This window comes from Streptomyces avermitilis MA-4680 = NBRC 14893, from assembly GCF_000009765.2.
Lineage (GTDB): Bacteria > Actinomycetota > Actinomycetes > Streptomycetales > Streptomycetaceae > Streptomyces > Streptomyces avermitilis.
This window is the reverse complement of the sequence record NC_003155.5, coordinates 2,241,735-2,261,042: the sequence shown is the minus strand read 5'-3', so window position 1 is coordinate 2,261,042 and position 19,308 is coordinate 2,241,735. Positions and strand designations below refer to the sequence as shown.

The 19,308-nt window shown below is 72.2% G+C and carries 17 protein-coding genes and 1 pseudogene; 8 read left to right on the top strand and 10 right to left on the bottom strand.

All coding sequences use genetic code 11. From position 1 onward, the window contains the following. Window positions 1-17 precede the first annotated feature (17 nt). Window positions 18-1,058, top strand: a complete 1,041-nt coding sequence (locus SAVERM_RS09730) for a bile acid:sodium symporter family protein (RefSeq protein WP_010983283.1) — start codon at window positions 18-20, stop codon at window positions 1,056-1,058. On the opposite strand, the gene SAVERM_RS09725 is transcribed toward SAVERM_RS09730, so the two are convergent. The 5 genes and pseudogenes from SAVERM_RS09725 to SAVERM_RS09705 form a co-directional block, all read right to left on the bottom strand. Next, window positions 997-2,229 (bottom strand): DUF5005 domain-containing protein, encoded by a 1,233-nt coding sequence (locus SAVERM_RS09725; RefSeq protein ID WP_010983282.1) that lies wholly within the window; start codon window positions 2,227-2,229, stop codon window positions 997-999. The genes SAVERM_RS09730 and SAVERM_RS09725 overlap by 62 nt on opposite strands. A 10-nt stretch (window positions 2,230-2,239) precedes the next feature. Then, complete coding sequence (locus SAVERM_RS09720; protein ID WP_010983281.1) at window positions 2,240-4,117, bottom strand: sialidase family protein; 1,878 nt, start codon at window positions 4,115-4,117, stop codon at window positions 2,240-2,242. Between the two features lie 114 nt (window positions 4,118-4,231). Continuing rightward, window positions 4,232-5,014: a collagen-like domain-containing protein gene (locus SAVERM_RS43890; RefSeq protein WP_063774024.1), complete on the bottom strand. Its 783-nt coding sequence runs from the start codon at window positions 5,012-5,014 to the stop codon at window positions 4,232-4,234. Further along, entirely contained in the window at window positions 5,011-5,283 is a 273-nt protein-coding gene (locus tag SAVERM_RS09710) for a hypothetical protein (protein WP_037647371.1), read from the bottom strand. Before SAVERM_RS09710 ends, SAVERM_RS43890 begins: the two co-directional genes overlap by 4 nt. Window positions 5,284-5,413: 130 nt before the next feature. Next, window positions 5,414-6,332, bottom strand: a pseudogene (locus SAVERM_RS09705) (quinone oxidoreductase family protein). A 97-nt stretch (window positions 6,333-6,429) separates the two neighbouring features. On the opposite strand from SAVERM_RS09705, the gene SAVERM_RS09700 reads away from it, so the two are divergent. Both SAVERM_RS09700 and SAVERM_RS09695 read left to right on the top strand, forming a co-directional pair. Further along, a complete protein-coding gene (locus tag SAVERM_RS09700) occupies window positions 6,430-6,864 on the top strand; it encodes a MarR family winged helix-turn-helix transcriptional regulator (RefSeq protein WP_010983278.1) in 435 nt (144 codons plus the stop codon). Between the two features lie 19 nt (window positions 6,865-6,883). Further along, window positions 6,884-7,441 carry an isochorismatase family protein gene (locus tag SAVERM_RS09695; RefSeq protein WP_010983277.1) on the top strand — a complete coding sequence of 186 codons (558 nt, stop codon included), beginning with the start codon at window positions 6,884-6,886 and terminating at the stop codon, window positions 7,439-7,441. 121 nt (window positions 7,442-7,562) lie between these two features. Here the strand turns inward: SAVERM_RS09695 and fdhD are convergent, their stop codons facing one another. From fdhD to SAVERM_RS09670, 5 genes are read right to left on the bottom strand one after another with little or no spacing between them, the layout of a single operon-like run. Further along, window positions 7,563-8,411 carry a formate dehydrogenase accessory sulfurtransferase FdhD gene (gene fdhD, locus SAVERM_RS09690; protein WP_010983276.1) on the bottom strand — a complete coding sequence of 283 codons (849 nt, stop codon included), beginning with the start codon at window positions 8,409-8,411 and terminating at the stop codon, window positions 7,563-7,565. A gap of 7 nt (window positions 8,412-8,418) precedes the next feature. Then, window positions 8,419-9,279 (bottom strand): 2Fe-2S iron-sulfur cluster-binding protein, encoded by an 861-nt coding sequence (locus tag SAVERM_RS09685; RefSeq protein WP_010983275.1) that lies wholly within the window; start codon window positions 9,277-9,279, stop codon window positions 8,419-8,421. After that, window positions 9,276-11,099 carry an NADH-ubiquinone oxidoreductase-F iron-sulfur binding region domain-containing protein gene (locus SAVERM_RS09680; protein ID WP_010983274.1) on the bottom strand — a complete coding sequence of 608 codons (1,824 nt, stop codon included), beginning with the start codon at window positions 11,097-11,099 and terminating at the stop codon, window positions 9,276-9,278. The genes SAVERM_RS09685 and SAVERM_RS09680 overlap by 4 nt, the downstream gene beginning before the upstream one ends. A gap of 8 nt (window positions 11,100-11,107) precedes the next feature. Then, window positions 11,108-13,033, bottom strand: coding sequence for a molybdopterin oxidoreductase family protein (locus SAVERM_RS09675; protein WP_010983273.1), 1,926 nt, complete (start codon window positions 13,031-13,033; stop codon window positions 11,108-11,110). Next, window positions 13,030-14,001 (bottom strand): 2-dehydropantoate 2-reductase, encoded by a 972-nt coding sequence (locus tag SAVERM_RS09670; protein WP_010983272.1) that lies wholly within the window; start codon window positions 13,999-14,001, stop codon window positions 13,030-13,032. Before SAVERM_RS09670 ends, SAVERM_RS09675 begins: the two co-directional genes overlap by 4 nt. Before the next feature lie 302 nt (window positions 14,002-14,303). On the opposite strand from SAVERM_RS09670, the gene SAVERM_RS09665 reads away from it, so the two are divergent. The 5 genes from SAVERM_RS09665 to SAVERM_RS09650 all read left to right on the top strand — a co-directional run bounded on the left by SAVERM_RS09665 (window position 14,304) and on the right by SAVERM_RS09650 (window position 19,271). Continuing rightward, window positions 14,304-15,635, top strand: coding sequence for an OFA family MFS transporter (locus SAVERM_RS09665; protein ID WP_010983271.1), 1,332 nt, complete (start codon window positions 14,304-14,306; stop codon window positions 15,633-15,635). After that, entirely contained in the window at window positions 15,604-15,738 is a 135-nt protein-coding gene (locus SAVERM_RS45295; protein WP_255253726.1) for an MFS transporter small subunit, read from the top strand. Before SAVERM_RS09665 ends, SAVERM_RS45295 begins: the two co-directional genes overlap by 32 nt. A 197-nt stretch (window positions 15,739-15,935) precedes the next feature. Further along, a complete protein-coding gene (locus SAVERM_RS09660) occupies window positions 15,936-16,883 on the top strand; it encodes a beta-ketoacyl-ACP synthase III (protein ID WP_010983270.1) in 948 nt (315 codons plus the stop codon). Window positions 16,884-17,033: 150 nt separating this feature from the next. Next, entirely contained in the window at window positions 17,034-17,708 is a 675-nt protein-coding gene (locus tag SAVERM_RS09655; protein WP_010983269.1) for a GntR family transcriptional regulator, read from the top strand. Window positions 17,709-18,089: 381 nt separating this feature from the next. Then, complete coding sequence (locus SAVERM_RS09650) at window positions 18,090-19,271, top strand: ROK family transcriptional regulator (protein WP_037647379.1); 1,182 nt, start codon at window positions 18,090-18,092, stop codon at window positions 19,269-19,271. Window positions 19,272-19,308 lie beyond the last annotated feature (37 nt).

The window sequence follows — 19,308 nt, the reverse complement described above, 5'->3', positions numbered from 1 at the left end:
CGAAGTAGTGGAGCACAGTGAAACGCCTGCGGTGGCCGAGTTGGATACCCGTCGACCCGTACATCCTTTTGTTGCTCGGGACCGTGGGCCTCGCGGCTCTCCTGCCCGCGCGCGGCACGGCCGCGGATGTCGCGTCGGGGGCCTCCACGGCCGCGATCGCCTTTCTCTTCTTCCTCTACGGAGCCCGGCTCTCCACGCGTGAAGCACTCGAGGGCCTCAAGCACTGGCGGCTGCACGTCACGGTCCTCGCCTGCACGTTCGTGGTCTTCCCGCTGCTCGGTCTCGCCGCCCGCGGGCTCGTCCCGGCGCTCCTGACGCAGCCCCTCTACACCGGTCTCCTCTTCCTCACCCTCGTCCCGTCGACCATCCAGTCGTCGATCGCCTTCACCTCCATCGCCCGCGGCAACGTGCCCGCCGCGATCTGCGCGGGTTCCTTCTCCTCGCTCGCCGGGATCGTCGTCACCCCGCTGCTCGCGGCCGCCCTGCTCGGCAACAGCGGCGGCGGGTTCTCCGCCGACTCGCTCGTCAGGATCGTGCTGCAACTGCTGGTCCCGTTCCTCGCCGGGCAGGTGCTGCGGCGCTGGATCGGCGGGTTCGTCCTGCGGCACAAGAAGGTCCTCGGACTCGTCGACCGCGGCTCGATCCTGCTCGTCGTCTACACCGCGTTCAGCGAGGGCATGGTGCAGGGCATCTGGCACCAGGTGAGCGCCGTCAGGCTCGCCGGACTGCTCGTCGTCGAGGCCGTGCTGCTCGCCGTGATGCTCGCGCTGACCTGGTACGGCGGCAAGGCGCTGGGCTTCGGCCGCGAGGACCGGATCGCCATCCAGTTCGCCGGTTCGAAGAAGTCCCTCGCTTCCGGACTTCCCATGGCCAGTGTGCTGTTCGGCGCGCACGCCTCGCTCGCCGTGCTGCCGCTGATGCTCTTCCACCAGATGCAGCTGATGGTGTGCGCGGTGATCGCCAAGCGCCGGGCGCGCGACCCGGAGCGGTCGGCGGTCACCCCGGAGTCAGCCGCAGGGACACGAACCGCGGTCGGTACAGGGACACGTTCCGGCTGAGGTTCGCCTGGGCCGAAGCGCCCGTCGTGTCCAGCCAGTTGACGTCGTAGCTGAGGACGAGCCGGCCGTCGCCGCCGAGCACCGGGTGGGCCTGCGGGTTGTACGCGGCCACCTGCCCCTGCGGCAGCGGCGGGCTGAATCCCCTGGCCGGACCGTGCCAGGGGCCGGCCGGTGAGCACGCCCAGTACGACGTGACCGTCGTCAGCCCCCGGGTGCCGGCGGCCATGGTGAACAGCACGTATGTCGGTCCGTCGCGGACGACCGTGAAGGCGCTGCCCACGCCCGTGCCCCGCCCGTCCCCGAGCATCGCCGCCGGCCGGGCGTGAGCCCTCCAGGCGGAGCCGTCCCAGTACTCCCAGGCCCCCGGCTCCGCCAGCCTCCCGCGCGGCACCCGCGCCACGTACGCCTTCGACGCCGGGCGGGAGGCGGCCTGCCCGTCGTCGCCGCCGAACACGTACGTCCAGTCCCCGTCGCCCGTCACCGCCGTGGTGCCGAACAGCACGCGGTGCGCGGGATCTGGGACCTGCCGCTGGTCGAGGACCTGGGTGATGCCCTCGACCCGCAGGTCCGGCAGGGAGAGCGTGGCGACCTCGGTGGCGGTCGGGACGCCGTAGATCCACGGGTACGCACCTGTCGTACGGGTCCACAGCAGGACACGTACGACCTGTTCGGACGAGCCGGGGGAGCGGGGCTCGACCCGGGCGGCCACCGGCCAGCGCCACTGTCCGGCGGCCGGATCCGGGAACAGCGGGGCGGGCAGCGTGGCGCTCAGCCGGCCCGCACCCGTCATCACCACAGCCGAGTTGCGTACGAGGGGTGCCGAGGTGTCCCGCCAGGCGTAGGACTCGCCGACGGGGTTGGGCGGGCCGTGCACCTGGCCCAGATAGGTGTCCGAGAACAGCCACAGCACCCGCCCGTCCGGCAGTCGCACCGAGTGGGTGCCGTCGCCGCCGGTCCAGTCGTCGGCACGGGTGGCGTCGTCGCCGTAGCGCGCGAACTCGCCGGTCAGTTCTGTGTCCGGGCGCCAGGATTCCACCGTGCGTGCCGCGCAGCCGCCGCTCTCCCGGTGGTGGTCCGGGAGGGCGGTGAGCAGCACGGCCGTGCAGACCAGGGCCAGGAGCACACCGAGCCCGGTCCCGGTCCGCCGTCGAGCTCGTGCGTCGTCGGGCACGCACGGGACGTTAGTGGCTGCCGCTCACCCGGTCCATGGGCAGCCGCAGGACGGTGTCCCGGGCCGACGCCTCGTTGTCCGTGCGCAGGCCCGTGATCTCGGCGTCGCTCAACGCCCGTCCATAGACGCGCACTTCGTCGATGGATCCGGTGAAGTACGCCCGGCTGTCCATCCGCTGACCGATGTGCACACCGAACGGCGAGTTGCGGCTGACGGACCCGGGCACATCCGCGGTGCTGATCGGCGTACCGTCGAGGAACAGCGTGAGCGCTCCGCCGCCACGGCGCAGCGCGAGATGGTGCCACTGGCCGTCGTTGTACGCGCCCGTCGTGCGCACGAACGCGGACTGCGGGGCCGAGGCGCCGTCGCGGACGGTGATCAGACCCTGGACGCGGTTCGACGCGGGCTCGCCGCGCAGCCACACCTGTGGCTGCGAGGTCCCGATCCCGCCCATCCACAGCAGGGGCTGCTCGCCGGTCGCGGCGGTGTAACGGAACCAGAGGGACGCCGTGAAGTCCTTTGTCCCGAGCGGGAGTTCGGCACGGTACGGCAGGCGTACGGCGTCGTCGGCGCCGTCGAAGTCGAGCGCGCCGCCGAACACGCCCTCCGTCTGCTCGGCGCCCCCGAGGACCGCGGCGCCCTTGGCGTGCGGGGCCAGGTCGGGCGTTGTCGGGTCGGGGCCGCGGCGGGGTTTCAGCCAGTCCTCGGTGAAGCGGGCGAAGCGGATCTCGTCCCGCGCGTCGACCGCACCGCCCTCGTACATCAGGCCCACGGTGTCCCGGCCGACGCGCACCAGGTCCGAGTAGCCCGACCAGTCCGTGGTGACGACCGTGCCGCGGTCGACGCTGTCCCAGGTGCGTCCGCCGTCGTACGAGGAGCGGATCGTCATGGTCCGCCGGCGGTCCGGGTCGCCGGGGCAGGCGAGCAGCAGCCGGTCGCCCAGGCGCAGCGAGGAGCCCTGGACCTGGGGCGTGTACAGGTCCGGCAGATCACGGAAGGGCGCGGTGAAGCTGGAGCCGCCGTCGCGGCTGACGGCCTGGGTGCGGTGTCCGAGGTCGGTGCCGTCCTGCTCGCGCCCGCTGACCAGGACGGACCCGTCCGTGCGCTCGGCCAGCGTCATCTCGGACGGCTTCTGACGGAACGTGCCGTCCGCGGCGATCGGCCACGAGTCCGTGGCGCCGATCCTCCAGTGGTCGCCGCCGTCGTCGCTGGTGATGAGCGCGGCGTGGTTCGCGCTGACCCGACTGCCGTCCCATGTCTCGGTGTTGACGCCGAGGACGAGCCGGCCCGCATGTCTGCCCCGGGTCAGCTGGATGCCGTGCACGGGTCCGGTGGCGTACCAGGAGTTCCACTCCGGCGGGAGGATCTCGTCGCTCAGGTCGCGCGGCCGGGACCAGGTGAGGCCGTCGTCGTCGCTGTACTGGAGGTGCGGTGTGCGGTCGCACGGGACGGTACAGCCGGCGCTGTCCGTACGGCCCGTGTTGTACGTCTCGGCCAGGACGATGCGGCCGGTCTCGCGGTCCACTACGGGCGCCGGGTTGCCGTGGGTGTCCCCGCCGCCCTCGTTGACCACCTGGAGCGGGCCCCAGGTGCGGCCGCCGTCGGTGGAGCGCTTGAGGACGATGTCGATGTCGGCCGCGTCACCGCAGTTGAGGACGCGGCCCTCGGCGAACGCCAGGAGGGTGCCGTCGGTCGTCTTCACGACGGCCGGTATGCGGAAGCAGGCGTATCCGGGATCCTGGGACGCCTTGAAGAGCACCTGTTGCTCGAACTCACCCGTGTCCGTCGCCTGTTCGGCCCCCGCGGGGCTCGGCAGGGCCAGTAGTGCGGCGGTGGTGAGCACGGCGGTCAGGGTCGATGCGATACGTGCACGGAGAGTTGACGGCATGGTGCGACCTGCCCTTCATGCGTCTGGACATCTGGACATCCCACGTCCAACGTGCGCGTCACAGACGCTACTTGGGCGCTCAGCCGGCCCACAAGAAGCGTGCACCGGTCGTGTTCACGCCAGGTCTCGGCGTCGCCGTGGAGGCGGCAGGACCGGAAGTACCGCCGCCGCCTGGGGAACCGGCCCGGGTGCCGCTCCGGTCCTGCGGCAGACCAGGGCGTCCGGGTCGCTCGCGGGCGCCTGGAGGGAGTAGCCGTCCGGGCAGGTGGGGCCGGGGTCACCCTTGGGGCCGGCCGGGCCCGGGTCTCCCCGGTCGCCCTTCGGGCCCGAGGATCCGGGCGCTCCCTGGTACCCCTGCGCCCCCCGCTCGCCCTCGGCCCCGGGGAGCCCCGCCGGTCCAGGAGGCCCTGCCGGTCCGGGGGGTCCCGCCGGCCCGGGGGGTCCCGCCGGTCCGGGGGAGCCGTCCGTGCCCGGCTCGCCGGAGGGGCCGGTCCCGCCGGACGGTCCGAGGGGACCTGGCTCGCCGCGCGCCCCGCGCTTCCCGGCGGCACCGTTCTTCCCGCCCGAGCCCCGCTCACCCCGGGCGCCGGGTGCGCCGGGCATCCCGGCGGGCACCCGAACGCGGTCGACCAGATGGTCCACGGCCTCGGAGGGGTCCGGCGCGGCGGGGGTTCCACCGCCGGCCTCGACCTGGGCACGCAGGTCCCGCACGTCCTGCGCGAGCGTGGACAGGGCCTTGCCGCGCCGGTCCGCCTCCGAGCGCAGCTCCTCGGCCTTGCGGTCCCCGGCGTCGATGCGCGCCCACAGGACCACCGCGATGCCGGAGAGCGCGATCAGGACGCAGACGAGGAAGATGCCGCGCCAGCGCAGGGCGAGCAGCCGCTGGAACCCGTTCACGGCGCACCTCCCAGGCGGTGGACGTCGAGGCGCAGCCGGGCGATCTCCGACTGGTCCGCGGCATGCAGCGTGGACAACTCGACGATCCGCGAGTCACGTTCGGCGACCTGGCGCTCCAGGCGGTCGCGCTCGGACTGCAGCTTGTCGGTGAGACTGGAGAAGCCGTTCAGAGCGTTCTCGCCCCGCTTCCCCAGGTACGCCACGACGGCCGCGCCCAGCACGCCCGCGCAGGCCACTAACGAGCCGAGCAGGGTGGTGCCGGCATCCAAGTAACTGCCTCCTACCCGGACGACGGGCCGCGCGGACGTGGCCCTGTGGAACTCACCGGGAGTAACGAGCCCGCGCGGGTGGGGATGTGCGCGGGAGGCCGAGTACACCGGACGGAGTAGCGGCGGAGCGTCAGGTGCGCAGGACCACCTTGCCGAGGTTGCTCCGCGACTCGATCACCTCGTGCGCCTTCGCGGCGTCCGCCAGGTCGAACTCCCCGTGCACGGCCGGCCGCAGCGCCCCGTCCGTGAACAGCCGCCACAGCTCCCGCCGCCACCGTTCGTACAGCTGCGGCTCCCCGCGGGCGATCCGCGCCATCTGGAAGCCGATCACCGACTTCGCGCTCACCAGCAGGTCGTACGCCTGGACGGTCCCGCCGCCCGAGCTGTAGGCGACGAGCCGGCCACCCGGGGCGAGCGCGGCGATCGCCGGGGTGAGCAGCTCACCGCCGACCGCGTCGAGGACGTAGTCGACGGGCTCGCCCCAGGCGTCGGCGTCGTAGGTGATCACGTCGTCGGCGCCGAGCCCGCGCACGAACGCCGCCTTGCCCGGGGCGGACACGGCGCCGACGACGCGCGACGCCCCGCGCAGGCGCGCGAGCTGTACGGCGAGTTGGCCCACGCCGCCGGCCGCCGCGGTGACGAGCGCCGACTCGCCGGGGCGGGGGCGGGCCGCCTCCAGGGCGCCGAGCGCGACCAGGCCGCTGCGGACCAGGGCGACGGCGTCGACGGGGCTCGCGCTCTCGGGGACGGGGGTGGCCCATGGTTTCGTGCAGGAGGGCGTAGTCGGCGTAACCGTGTCCGAAGCAGAGACCGGTGACGCGGTCGCCCGCCGTGAAACGGGTGACACCTTCCCCGGCGGCGACGACCTCTCCGGCGATCTCGCCGCCCAGCGGGATCGGCTCGGCGGCCTCGGTGACCTTCCGTACGACCGGGAGGGTCACCCCGATCGCCGCGGCGCGGACGAGCAGCTCGCCCGGTCCGACGTCGGGCACCGGCACCTCCTCCAGGAACAGCGGGCCACCGGTGTGCTCGTACCGGACGCGACGCATCGCACCTCCCAGAATGCGGGGACAGTATTCGTTGGGAGTCCCAATGATAACTGGAGATTCGTTGGGATGCCCCATGGTTATTCGCTAGGCTGGGGGCATGTCCGCCCCCCTGCCCGCAATCCGCACCCTCCCCAGCTGGCTCCTCGGCCGGGCCGCCGCCCGGGGGCGCGGCCTGGTGGCCGAGGCCCTGGCGGCCGAGGGGATGAAGATGTGGCACCACGTGGTGCTCTCCGCCGTCGCCGACCTCGGCCCCGTCGCCCAGGCCGAGCTCGGCCGCAGTATCCAGCTCGATCCCAAGGACCTGGTCGGCGTCCTCAACGACCTCCAGTCCGCGGGCCTGATCGTCCGTGAACCGGACCCGAAGGACCGCCGCAAGAACGCGGTGTCCCTCACCGGGGAGGGCACGCGCCTGCTGAAGCGCTGCGAGAAGGCGGCCCGCGCCGCGAACGACGCGCTCCTCGCCCCGCTCGAGGCGGCCGAACGCGACCAGTTCATGAGCCTGTTGATCCGGATTTCCGGTACGGACGGCTGATGCGGGCTAACGTTCCGTCATGACCGCACCAGTACCCGCAGCCGAACCCCGGCTCGCCCTCGACCCCGCACGCACCGCCCTAGTGCTCGTCGACCTGATGGACCGCATCGTCGGACTGCCCGTCGAGCCCCGGAAGGGCGTCGAAGTCCTCTCCGTGGCCGAGGGGCTGGCGGCCGGCTTCCGCTCCGCGGGCGCCCTCGTCGTCCTCATCCGCGTCGAGCGCCCCGGCCTCGCCGAGCAGCCACCCGGAAGCGGGCTGGTCGCCGGTCTCGCGGCGGACGGCGACCTGGAGATCGTGAAACGGACCATCGGGGGTTTCCAGGGCACGGCCCTGGACGAGCAGCTGCGCGAGCGCGGCATCAGCACACTGGTGTTCGGCGGCATCGCCACCAATCTGGGCGTCGAGTCCACCGCCCGCGCGGCCGGCGACCTCGGCTACGACCTGGTCTTCGTCGAGGACGCGATGGCCGCCCTCACCGCGGCCGAGCACGACGCGTCCGTACGGCTGGACTTCCCCCGGCTGGGCACGGTGGTCACCGCCGCCGAGGTGCACTTCGCCTCGGGTGAGGTGAGGTGAGGTGAGGCGGCGGGCGAGGGCGAGCGCGGCCGACTGAGCGACCGCTTTGGGGCGGGGCCCCTTCGGCGCAGGGGGCGCTCCCCGCCGGTCGGGGCCCCGCCGCCGTGCAGCGGGGAGCCGCTCAGCCCTGGGCGGCCGCGGCCCGCAGAGCGATGCGGTGCTCGCCCGCGTACACGTTCATGGAGGCGCCCCGCAGGAAGCCCACCAGGGTCAGCCCCGACTCCGCGGCCAGGTCCACGGCCAGCGACGAGGGGGCCGACACCGCCGCCAGAACCGGAATCCCGGCCATGACCGCCTTCTGCGCCAGCTCGAAGGAGGCCCGGCCCGACACCAGCAGGACCGTGCGGGACAGCGGCAGGGAGCCGCTCTGCAGGGCGCGGCCGACCAGCTTGTCGACCGCGTTGTGCCGGCCCACGTCCTCTCGGATGTCGACGAGCTCGCCCTCCTCCGTGAAGAGCGCCGCCGCGTGCAGGCCCCCGGTCCGGTCGAAGACCCGCTGGGCCGCCCGCAGCCGGTCGGGGAGGCTCGCGAGCAGCTCGGGTTCGAGCCGGACCGGGGGAGTGTCGTCGATCGTCCAGCGTGCCGTCGTACGGACCGCGTCCAGGCTCGCCTTGCCGCACAGTCCGCAGGAGGACGTCGTGTACACGTTCCGTTCGAGTGTGATGTCGGGGAGGACGACACCGGGCGCCGTCCGCACGTCGACGACGTTGTACGTGTTCGAGCCGTCCACCGTCGCGCCCGCGCAGTACACGATGTTCTGCAGTTCGTCGGCCTCGCCCAGGACGCCCTCACTGACCAGGAAGCCCGCGGCGAGCGCGAAGTCGTCACCCGGCGTGCGCATGGTGATCGCGAGCGGCTTGCCGTTGAGGCGGATCTCCAGTGGTTCCTCGGCGACGAGCGTGTCCGGGCGGGTGCTCACGGCCCCGTCCCGGATGCGGATCACCTTGCGTCGTTCCGTGACTCGTCCCATGTCCTGATCAGTCCCGGTTCTGTACGTGCTGGTAGCCGAAACGGCCCTTGATGCAGAGGTTGCCGTGGGTCACCGGGTTGTCGTGCGGTGAGGTGACCTTCACGATCTCATTGTCCTGTACGTGCAGGGTGAGATTGCAGCCCACTCCGCAGTAGGCGCACACCGTGGTCGTCTCGGTCTGTGCCGACTCGTCCCACGTACCCGCCGCGCGCATGTCGAACTCCGACTTGAACGACAGCGCGCCGGTCGGGCACACCTCGACGCAGTTGCCGCAGTACACGCACGCGGAGTCCGTGAGCGGCGCGTCGTGCTCGACCGCGATCCGCGCGTCGAAGCCGCGCCCCACCACCGAGATCGCGAACGTGTTCTGCCACTGGTCGCCGCACGCGTCGACGCACTTGTAGCAGAGGATGCACTTGTCGTAGTCGCGGACGTAGAGGTCGTTGTCGACCTTCGGCTCCTCGTTGAGCCGGGCGGCGTCGGGGCCGAAGCGGTCCGGCTTCGCCTCGTACTCCTTGATCCACCCGGCGGCCTTCGGCGTGGTCGACAGGTCGACCGAGGACGCGAGGAGTTCGAGCACGAGCCTGCGGCTGTGCCGGGCGCGCTCGGTGTCGGTGCGCACCTCCATGCCGGGCTCCGCCCCGCGCGAGCAGGCCGGGACGAGAGTGCGCGCGCCCTCGACCTCGACGACGCAGACGCGGCAGGCGTTCTTCGGGGTGAGGGTGTCGCCCTGGCAGAGGGTCGGCACGTCCTTTCCGGCGGCCCGGCAGGCGTCGAGGATCGTCGACCCCTCCGGGACCCTGGCCTCCTGCCCGTCGACGGTGAACTCGACGAGCCGGCGCGGCACTCCCAGCGGTATCGCGGTCATTCGTACGCCCCCAGACGGTCGATGGCAGATTCCACGGCGTTCCACGCGCTCTGGCCCAGACCGCAGATCGAGGCGTCCCGCATCGCCCGGCCCACCTCTCTGAGCAGGGCGATGTCGTCGGCGGCCGCCGCCCCCGTCCGCGCCACGATCCGGTGCAGCGCCTCCTCCTGGCGCACGGTCCCGACCCGGCACGGCACGCACTGGCCGCACGACTCGTCGCGGAAGAACTCGGCGATCCTCAGGAGGAGCCGGGGGAGCGGGACGGTGTCGTCGAAGGCCATGACGACTCCCGAGCCGAGCGTGGTGCCCGCCTGACGGGTGCCTTCGAAGGTGAGCGGGATGTCCCGTTCGTCGGGCCGTACGAAGCCGCCGGCCGCGCCGCCGAGCAGGACCGCGCGCAGCCGTTCCCGCACTCCGGCCAGCTCCAGCAGCTCGCCCAGCGTCGCGCCGAACGGCAGCTCGTAGACGCCGGGCCGGTCCACGCTGCCCGACACGCAGAAGAGCTTGGGCCCGGTGGACTTCGCCGTGCCGATCGCCGCGTACGCCTGCGCCCCCATCGTGAGGACGGGCAACACGTTGACCAGCGTCTCGACATTGTTCTCGGCAGTGGGCCGGCCGAACAAGCCCTTCTCCACGGGGAAGGGCGGCTTCGACCGCGGCTCCCCCCGGTACCCCTCGATCGAGTTGAAGAGGGCGGTCTCCTCACCGCAGATGTACGCGCCCGCGCCGCGCCGGATCTCGATGTCGAAGGCGTAGCCCTGACCGAGGACGTCGTCGCCGAGCAGCCCACGCGCGCGTGCCTGCTCGATGGCGTGGCTCATGCGCTCCAGGGCGCGCGGGTACTCCCCGCGCAGATACAGATAGCCCTGGTGCGCCCCGACGGCGTACGCGGCGATCGTCATCGACTCGACGAGCGCGTACGGGTCGCCCTCCATGATCACCCGGTCCTTGAAGGTGCCGGGCTCGGATTCGTCGGCGTTGCAGACGAGGTGGTGCGGACGGTCGGGCCGGGACGCCGTCGCCTGCCATTTGCGGCCGGTGGGGAAGGCGGCGCCGCCGCGCCCGACCAGGCCCGCGTCGGTGACCTCCCGGATGACCTCGGCCGGCCCGAGCTCGAAGGCCCGCCGCAGCGCCGCGTAACCGCCGTGCGCCCGGTAGTCGTCGAGCGACGCGGGGTCGACCACGCCGACGCGGCGCAGGAGAACCAGCCCGTCCTGACCCGCCTGGGGGACCGCGAGGGCGGCGGACGGCTCCTCGGGCGCCGAGTCGGGCGCGCTCGCCGCCAGCACCGCGGCCTCGACGGTCGCGGGCGCCGACACCGCCGTACGCACCGGATCCCCGGCCCTGACCGCCAGTGCGGCCGGAGCCCGCTCGCACAGGCCCAGACAGGGGCCGCGTTCCACTCCGACGCCGCTGCCGGGCCCGAGCCGGGCCTCGACACCGGCGCACAGCTCAGCCGCCCCGGCGGACGCGCACGCGAGGTCCGTGCACACATGCAGGACGGTCGCGGGGCGCGGTTTCACCGCGAACATCGAGTAGAACGTGGCGACGCCGTACGCCTCCGCGGGCGGCACCGTCAGCCGCCGGCACAGGTAGTCGAGGGCGCCCTCGCTGATCCAGCCGATCCGGTCGTTGACCGCGTGCAGCCCCGGCAGCAGCAGGTCGCGGCGGTCCCGGGCCGCGCGCCCGCCGCGGGCCCACCTGAGGTCGGCGTCGGACCGGTCGGCGCCCTCCCACGAGGACTCCGGGGGACCGAGCAGCGCGTCGACGGCCGCCCGCTCCTCGTCCGACGGTTTGCTGTCACCGAAGTGCAGATCCATGTCCTGCCTCAGCTCCTCACGGCCGTGACCGGCAGCTTCTCGATCCGGATCGCGGACGCCTTGAACTCGGCCGTCCCGGCGATCGGGCAGTTGGCCTCGATCGTCAGCCGGTTGGTGTCCACCTCGTCGGGAAAGTGCATGGTCATGAAGGCGAGACCGGGGCGCAGCGCCGGATCGATCCACACCGGCGCCACCACGGCCCCGCGCCGCGAGGCCACCTGGACCTGCTCGCCCACCACGACCCCGTAGCGCTCCGCGTCCTCCGGGCACAGCTCGACGAACTCGCCGCGCCGCAGCGGAGAGGCGAAACCGCCGCTCTGCACACCGGTGTTGTAGGAGTCGAGGCGGCGCCCGGTGGTGAGCCGGATCGGGTACTCCTCGTCCGTCAGATCGACGGGCGGGTCGTGCTGGACGATCCCGAAGGGGGCGAGGCGGCCGCGCCCGGCCGGGTCGGACGACCACAACCGGCCGTGCAGATAAGGGGGTTCGAGCCGGTCCGGTGCGGGGCACGGCCACTGGATGCCCTGGTGCTCCGCCAACCGCTCGTACGTCATCCCGTAGTGGTCCGGCGACACCGACCGCAGCTCGTTCCAGACCGCCTCGGCGTCCGCGTACTTCCAGTCGTGCCCGAGCCGCGCCGCGAGCGCGCAGAGGATGTCGATGTCCTCGCGCGCCTCACCCGGCGGGGTCACCGCCCGGCGCACGCGCTGCACCCGCCGCTCGCTGTTGGTCGTCGTGCCGTCCGTCTCGGCCCACCCGGCGGTCGCCGGCAGCACGACGTCGGCCAGCTCGGCCGTCCTGGTGAGGAAGATGTCCTGGACGACGAGGAAGTCGAGGGCCCGCATGCGCCGTACGGCCCGCTCGCTGTCCGCCTCCGACTGCGCCGGGTTCTCCCCGATGCAGTAGACGGCCCTGAGGGTGCCCTCCTCCATCGCCTCGAACATCTCCGTCAGGTTCAGCCCGTAGTGCGGCTGGATGACGGTGTCCCAGGCGGACTCGAACTTCAGTCGCGCGTCCGGGTCGAGGATGTCCTGGAAGCCGGGCAGCCGGTTCGGGATGGCGCCCATGTCGCCGCCGCCCTGCACGTTGTTCTGGCCGCGCAGGGGCTGCAGGCCCGAGCCGTACCGGCCCACGTGCCCGGTCAGCAGGGACAGGTTGATCAGCGCGCGCACGTTGTCGGTGCCGTTGTGGTGCTCGGTGATGCCGAGGGTCCAGCACAGCTGGGCGCGCTCCGCCCGGGCGTAGGCGTGCGCCAGCTCCCTGATGGCGCGGGCCGGTACACCCGTCACCTTCTCGGCGAGCGACAGCGTCCACGGCTCGACGAGCGCCCGGTACTCCTCGAAGCCGCTCGTCGCCCGCTCGACGAAGGTCTCGTTGGCGAGGCCCGCGTGGATGATCTCGCGGCCGATCGCGTGCGCCATCGGGATGTCGGTGCCGACGTTGAGGCCGAGCCAGCTCTCCGCCCACTCGGCCGTGGAGGTGCGGCGCGGATCGACGGCGTACATCCGGGCGCCGTTCCTGATCCCCTTCAGGACGTGCTGGAAGAAGATCGGGTGCGCGAAGCGGGCGTTGGAGCCCCACATCACGATGAGGTCGGTGTGCTCGGTCTCCTCGTACGACGACGTCCCGCCGCCCGAGCCGAAGGCGGCCGACAGACCGGCCACGCTCGGGGCGTGACACGTCCGGTTGCAGGAGTCGACGTTGTTGGTGCCCATCACGACCCGGGCGAACTTCTGCGCCACGTAGTTCATTTCGTTGGTCGCCCGGGCGCAGGAGAACATGCCGAAGGCGCCGCGTGCCGCGTCGAGGCCCCGGGCCGCGCGGTCCAGCGCCTCCTCCCACGTGGCCCGGCGGAGGGGCTCGTCGCGCGAGTCCCTGACGAGCGGATGCGTGAGGCGGGTGTAGGTCTTCGGAGTTCGGTCGCGTTTCGTCATGCGGCGGTCCTCGCTGCGAGCAGATCCGAGAGGGCGTGGACGGTGCGCAGCGTCGGCACCTCGACGCCGGTGATCTCCGCCAGCTCGACGACGGCGCCGAGCAGCACGTCGAGTTCGAGCGGCTTGCCGCGCTCCAGGTCCTGGAGCGTGGAGGTGCGGTGGTCGCCGACGCGCTCGGCGCCGGCCAGCCGGCGTTCGATGGAGACGCCGACCTCGCAGCCCAGTGCCTCGGCGACGGTGAGCGTCTCGGTCATCATGATCTCGATGACCCGGCGGGTGCCGCCGTGCAGGCACATCTGCCGCATGGTCGCGCGGGCCAGCGCGCTGATGGGGTTGAAGGAGATGTTGCCCAGCAGCTTGAGCCAGATGTCGTTGCGCAGGTCGGGTTCGACCGGGCACTTGAGACCGCCCGCCCGCAGGGCCTCACTGAACGCGCCACAGCGCACCGAGACGCTGCGGTCGGGCTCGCCGACGGAGAACCGGGTGCCTTCGAGATGGCGTACGACGCCCGGTCCTTCGAGCTCGGTCGCGGCGTAGACGACGCACCCGACGGCCCGTTCGGGCGCGAGCACCGCACTGACCGCGCCGTCCGGGTCGACGCTTTCGACGCGGTGGCCGTCGTACGGCCCGCCGTGCCGGTGGAAGTACCACCAGGGGATGCCGTTCTGAGCGGCCACGACCGCGGTCGTGTCGCTGAGCAGAGGCTCGATCAGCGGCCCGCACGCCGCGTACGAGTTGGCCTTCAGCCCGAGGAAGACGAAGTCGACCGGGCCGATCTCGGCCGGGTCGTCGGTGGCGTGGGCGCGTGCGGTGAAGTCACCGCGCGGACTGAGCACCCGCACTCCGTGCCGCCTCATGGCCGCCAGATGCGGTCCACGGGCGATGAGGTGCACATCGGCGCCCGCGCGCTGGAGCGAGGCGCCGACGTAGGCGCCGATCGCACCGGCGCCGAGAACTGCGACTTTCACTGGGGGAGCTCCGTTCGGTCGAGGGTACCGAGGAACTGTCGAACGCTGTCCAGAAGGTGTCGACGAAATATTGTCTACAGTATGGAAGTGGGGGCGGCAAGGGTTCGCGCACGACCTGGCCAAGCCTTGGGCGCCGGTCTGACCGAACCTTGGGCTCCGGTCCGGCCGAGCCTTGGAGGCCGGTCCGGCCAAGCCTTGAATACCGGCCGGTACGACCGTTCGTCGCGCACGGCATACCGCTCACCGCATACGGTCGACGCGCGACTTCTCAACCTCCCCCGCACTCCCTACCGTCCGGGATCATGAGTCCCCCCGTCGCCCCCGCCGGCTGGAGCCGGTGGCTCGTTCCCCCCGCCGCTCTCTCCGTCCACCTCTCCATCGGGCAGGCCTACGCCTGGAGCGTGTTCAAGCCGCCCCTCGAATCCGCGCTCGGCCTCAGCGGCACCCAGAGCGCGCTGCCCTTCCAGCTCGGCATCGTGATGCTCGGCCTGTCGGCCGCGTTCGGCGGCACGCTGGTGGAGCGCAACGGGCCGCGCTGGGCGATGACCGTCGCCCTGGTCTGCTTCTCGTCCGGCTTCCTGATCTCCGCCCTCGGCGCGGCCACCGAGCAGTACTGGCTGATCGTCCTCGGCTACGGCTTCGTCGGCGGGATCGGCCTCGGCATCGGCTACATCTCACCCGTCTCGACACTGATCAAGTGGTTCCCGGACCGGCCCGGCATGGCCACCGGCATCGCCATCATGGGCTTCGGCGGCGGCGCGCTCATCGCCTCGCCCTGGTCGACGCAGATGCTGGAGTCGTTCGGCACCGACAGCTCCGGGATCGCGCAGGCGTTCCTGGTGCACGGCCTCGTGTACGCCGTGTTCATGTCGCTCGGGGTGCTGCTGGTGCGGGTCCCGCGCACCGAGAGGCCCGTCGAGGGCGCGCCGAGCGCCTTCCAGGGGCCGCAGGTCTCGGCCCGCGACGCCGTGCGCACCCCGCAGTTCTGGTGCCTGTGGGTGGTGCTCTGCATGAACGTGACCGCGGGCATCGGCATCCTGGAGAAGGCCGCCCCGATGATCACGGACTTCTTCGCGGACACGTCCACCCCGGTGTCGGTCTCCGCGGCGGCCGGTTTCGTCGCGCTGCTGTCGGCCGCGAACATGGCGGGCCGGATCGGATGGTCCTCGACGTCCGACCTGATCGGGCGCAAGAACATCTACCGCGTCTACCTCGGTGTGGGTGCCCTGATGTACGCGCTGATCGCCTGGTTCGGGGACTCATCCAAGCCGCTGTTCATCGTCTGCGCGCTGGTGATCCTCTCCTTCTACGGCGGCGGCTTCGCTACGATCCCCGCCTATCTGAAGGACCTCTTCGGCACCTATCAGGTCGGCGCCATCCACGGCCGGCTGCTCACCGCCTGGTCCACGGCGGGAGTCCTCGGCCCGCTGATCGTGAACTGGATCGCCGACCACCAGAAGGAGGCGGGCGAGCACGGGTCCTCCCTCTACGGCCTGTCCTTCCTGATCATGATCGGGCTGCTCGTCATCGGCTTCGTCGCGAACGAGCTGGTCCGCCCCGTCCACGCCCGCCACCACATCCCCGCCCCGAGGGAGGCCGCCGATGTCCAGCGACAGCAGCCCGAGTCCGCCTGACCGCCGGGCCCTGATCGGCTTCGCCTGGCTGTGGGTGGGCGCACCGCTCTGTTACGGCTTGTACGAGCTCGTCCTCAGGGCCAAGCAGCTGTTCACCGGGTGAGCGCCCGGATATTCGGAGGACTGTTCGGGTGTCCGGAGGTCTGTTCGGATGTTCGAGGGGCCATTCGGGTGTCCCGGAGGTCTGACAGAAGCCGACAAGCCTGCCGCCGCATTCCTGTCGCTTCACCTGCCGTCGTACCCGTGAGTCACTGAACAGACTGGTGGGTCCCGCTACCCAAGGCAACGAGGGGGACCCCCATGAACGGCTCACGCATCGCCGCCGTCGGCCACTACCAGCCCGCCAAGGTACTCACCAATGAGGACCTGGCGAGCCTGGTCGACACCAGCGACGAGTGGATCAGGAGCCGGGTGGGCATCCGGACGCGCCACTTCGCCGGGCCCGACGAGCCCGTCGACGAGCTGGCCGGGCACGCGGCGGCCAAGGCGCTCGCCTCGGCCGGGCTGGCCCCGGCCGACATCGACCTGGTGCTCGTCGCCACCTCCACCGCCGAGGACCGTTCCCCGAACATGGCCGCCCGGGTCGCCGCCCGCCTCGGCATCCCGTCCCCGGCCGCGATGGACATCAACGTGGTCTGCGCCGGCTTCACGCACGCCCTGGCCACGGCCGACCACGCCGTGCGCGCGGGGGCGGCCACGCGGGCGCTCGTCATCGGCGCCGACAAGATGTCCGCGGTGACGGACTGGAGCGACCGTACGACCTGCGTCCTCGTCGGCGACGGAGCGGGCGCCGCCGTGGTCGACGCCTGCCCCGAGGGCGCCGAGCCCGGCATCGGCCCCGTGCTGTGGGGGTCGGTCCCCGAGATGGGCCACGCGGTACGCATCGAAGGCACGCCCCCGCGTTTCGCCCAGGAGGGGCAGAGCGTCTACCGCTGGGCCACCACCCAGCTCCCGGCCATCGCGCGCCGGGCATGCGAACGCGCGGGGCTCACGCCCGCGGATCTCGCCGGGGTCGTGCTGCACCAGGCGAACCTGCGCATCATCGAACCCCTCGCCGCGAAGATCGGCGCCGTGAACGCCGTCGTCGCACGCGATGTCGTCGAGTCCGGCAACACGTCGGCCGCGAGCATCCCGCTCGCCTTCTCCAAGCTGGTGGAGCGCGGGGAGATCTCGACCGGCGACCCGGTCCTCCTCTTCGGCTTCGGCGGGAACCTGTCGTACGCGGGCCAGGTCATCCGCTGCCCGTGAGCTGCCCGTGACCTGCTCGTACGGCTCGGTGTGATGAGCCCAACTCCCCCTCGCCCTGGCTGTTGTGCGCCGTAGACTGTAGACGAAAGACAATCGATACTGTCTTTCCGGTGCTGTGCTGCTGCCGCCACTGCCCAGGAGGGGACCGCCATGTTGTCCGCAGGACTGCCGCAGGGGACGGTGCCCAAGCTCGAACGGCCCGGTCCGCTGCGCGACCGCGTCTACGAGGCGCTGCTCGAACTCATCACCACCCGCGCCCTCCAGCCCGGCCAGCATCTCGTCGAGAGCGAACTCGCCGGGCACCTCGGAGTCTCCCGGCAGCCGGTGCGCGAAGCGCTCCAGCGGCTGAACACCGAGGGGTGGGTCGATCTGCGGCCCGCCCAGGGCGCGTTCGTGCACGAACCGACGGAGGACGAGGCCGACCAGCTCCTCACGGTCCGTACGCTCCTCGAGGCCGAGGCGGCCCGGCTCGCCGCCGCCAACGCGGGCACGGCGGGCATCACCGCCCTCGAAGAGCTGTGCGCGCAGGGCGAGCGGGCGGTGGCCGACGACGACGTGGACGGAGCGGTCGCGATGAACGCCCGGTTCCATACGAAGGTCATGGAGCTCGCGGGCAACGCCGTGCTCGCCGAGCTGGCCGCGCAGGTCGACCGCCGGGTGCGCTGGTACTACACGCCGGTCGCCCGGCAGCGCGGCCGCCAGTCCTGGATCGAGCACCGCGATCTGATCGACGCGATCTCGGCGCGGGACGAGCGGCGCGCGACGGAGGTCATGCGCGCCCACACCGAGCACACGCGCAAGACGTACCACGAGCGCGAGAAGTAGCCGGGCGAGGGATCCCGACGTGGCCACGACGTAGTCAGGCGGTGACCGAGGGGCGCCAGGCGGCGGCCGCGGAGTCGTCAGGCGGTCGCCCGGAGGGGGCGGGCAGCCTCGGCGTACGCGCGCGGCCTCGGCGTACGCGCGCGGCCGCCGGCTCGTACGCCGCCCAGTGGGCCCCCGCCCGGCATCCCCACCGACGGCACCACCAGGGCGACGAGGAAAGCCGGTCTTTGTCCTTTCAGTGGCGAAAGTCGTCGGTAATTCCTGTGAGACTTCTTCCCACTCCCGGCAGCCACTGCTACGTTCCCCTCGAAAGCGAGCCAGGCGATGGCCGGAACCCGGCGCACGCAGGCCAGTTGAGACGGGGAGGGGCTCGTGAGACGTATGACGGCTCGACCCGCGAACGCTCACCAGGCCCGGCTGCTGCGCCTGTTGCGTGACGACGGCCCCAACTCCCGCGCTCAGCTGGGCGACCGGATCGATCTCTCGCGGTCGAAGCTGGCCGTCGAGGTGGACCGGCTGCTGGAGACGGGCCTGGTCGTGGCCGACGGACTCGCCGCCTCCCGGGGCGGCCGCCGCTCCCACAACATCCGGCTCGCGCCCGCGCTCCGCTTCCTCGGCGTCGACATCGGCGCGACCTCGGTCGACGTCGCCGTCACCAACGCCGAACTGGAGGTCCTGGGGCACATCAACCAGCCCATGGACGTCCGCGAGGGCCCGGTGGCCGTCTTCGAGCAAGTCCTCGCCATGGCAGCCAAGTTGAGGGCTTCGGGGCTCGCGGAGGGCTTCGACGGCGCCGGAGTCGGGGTGCCGGGTCCGGTCCGGTTCCCGGAAGGCATACCGGTCGCGCCGCCGATCATGCCGGGGTGGGACGGCTTCCCGGTGCGCGAGGCGCTCAGCCAGGATCTCGGCTGCCCCGTCATGGTCGACAACGATGTGAACCTCATGGCCATGGGGGAGCAGCACGCGGGCGTCGCACGCTCCGTGGGCGACTTCCTCTGCGTCAAGATCGGCACCGGCATCGGCTGCGGCATCGTCGTCGGCGGCGAGGTGCACCGCGGGGTGACGGGCAGCGCGGGCGACATCGGGCACATCCAGGCGGTGCCGGACGGCCGCCCGTGCGCGTGCGGCAACCGTGGCTGCCTGGAGGCCCACTTCAGCGGCGCGGCGCTCGCCCGCGACGCCACCGAAGCCGCCCAGCAGGGGCTTTCGGAAGAGCTCGCCACCCGGCTGGCGGCGGCGGGCACGCTCACCGCCGTCGACGTCGCCGCCGCGGCTGCCGCCGGGGACGCCACCGCGCTCGACCTGATCCGCGAGGGCGGCAACCGCACCGGTCAGGTCATCGCCGGACTCGTCTCCTTCTTCAACCCCGGACTGGTGGTGATCGGCGGCGGGGTGACCGGCCTCGGCCACACCCTGCTCGCCGCGATCCGCACCCAGGTCTACCGTCAGTCGCTGCCGCTCGCGACCGGCAATCTGCCCATCGTGCTGGGCGAGTTGGGCCCGACCGCCGGAGTCATCGGCGCGGCCCGGCTGATCAGCGACCACCTGTTCTCACCCGCGTAAGCACCCGCCGTACCGCGCGCACGACCAGCACAGCGCC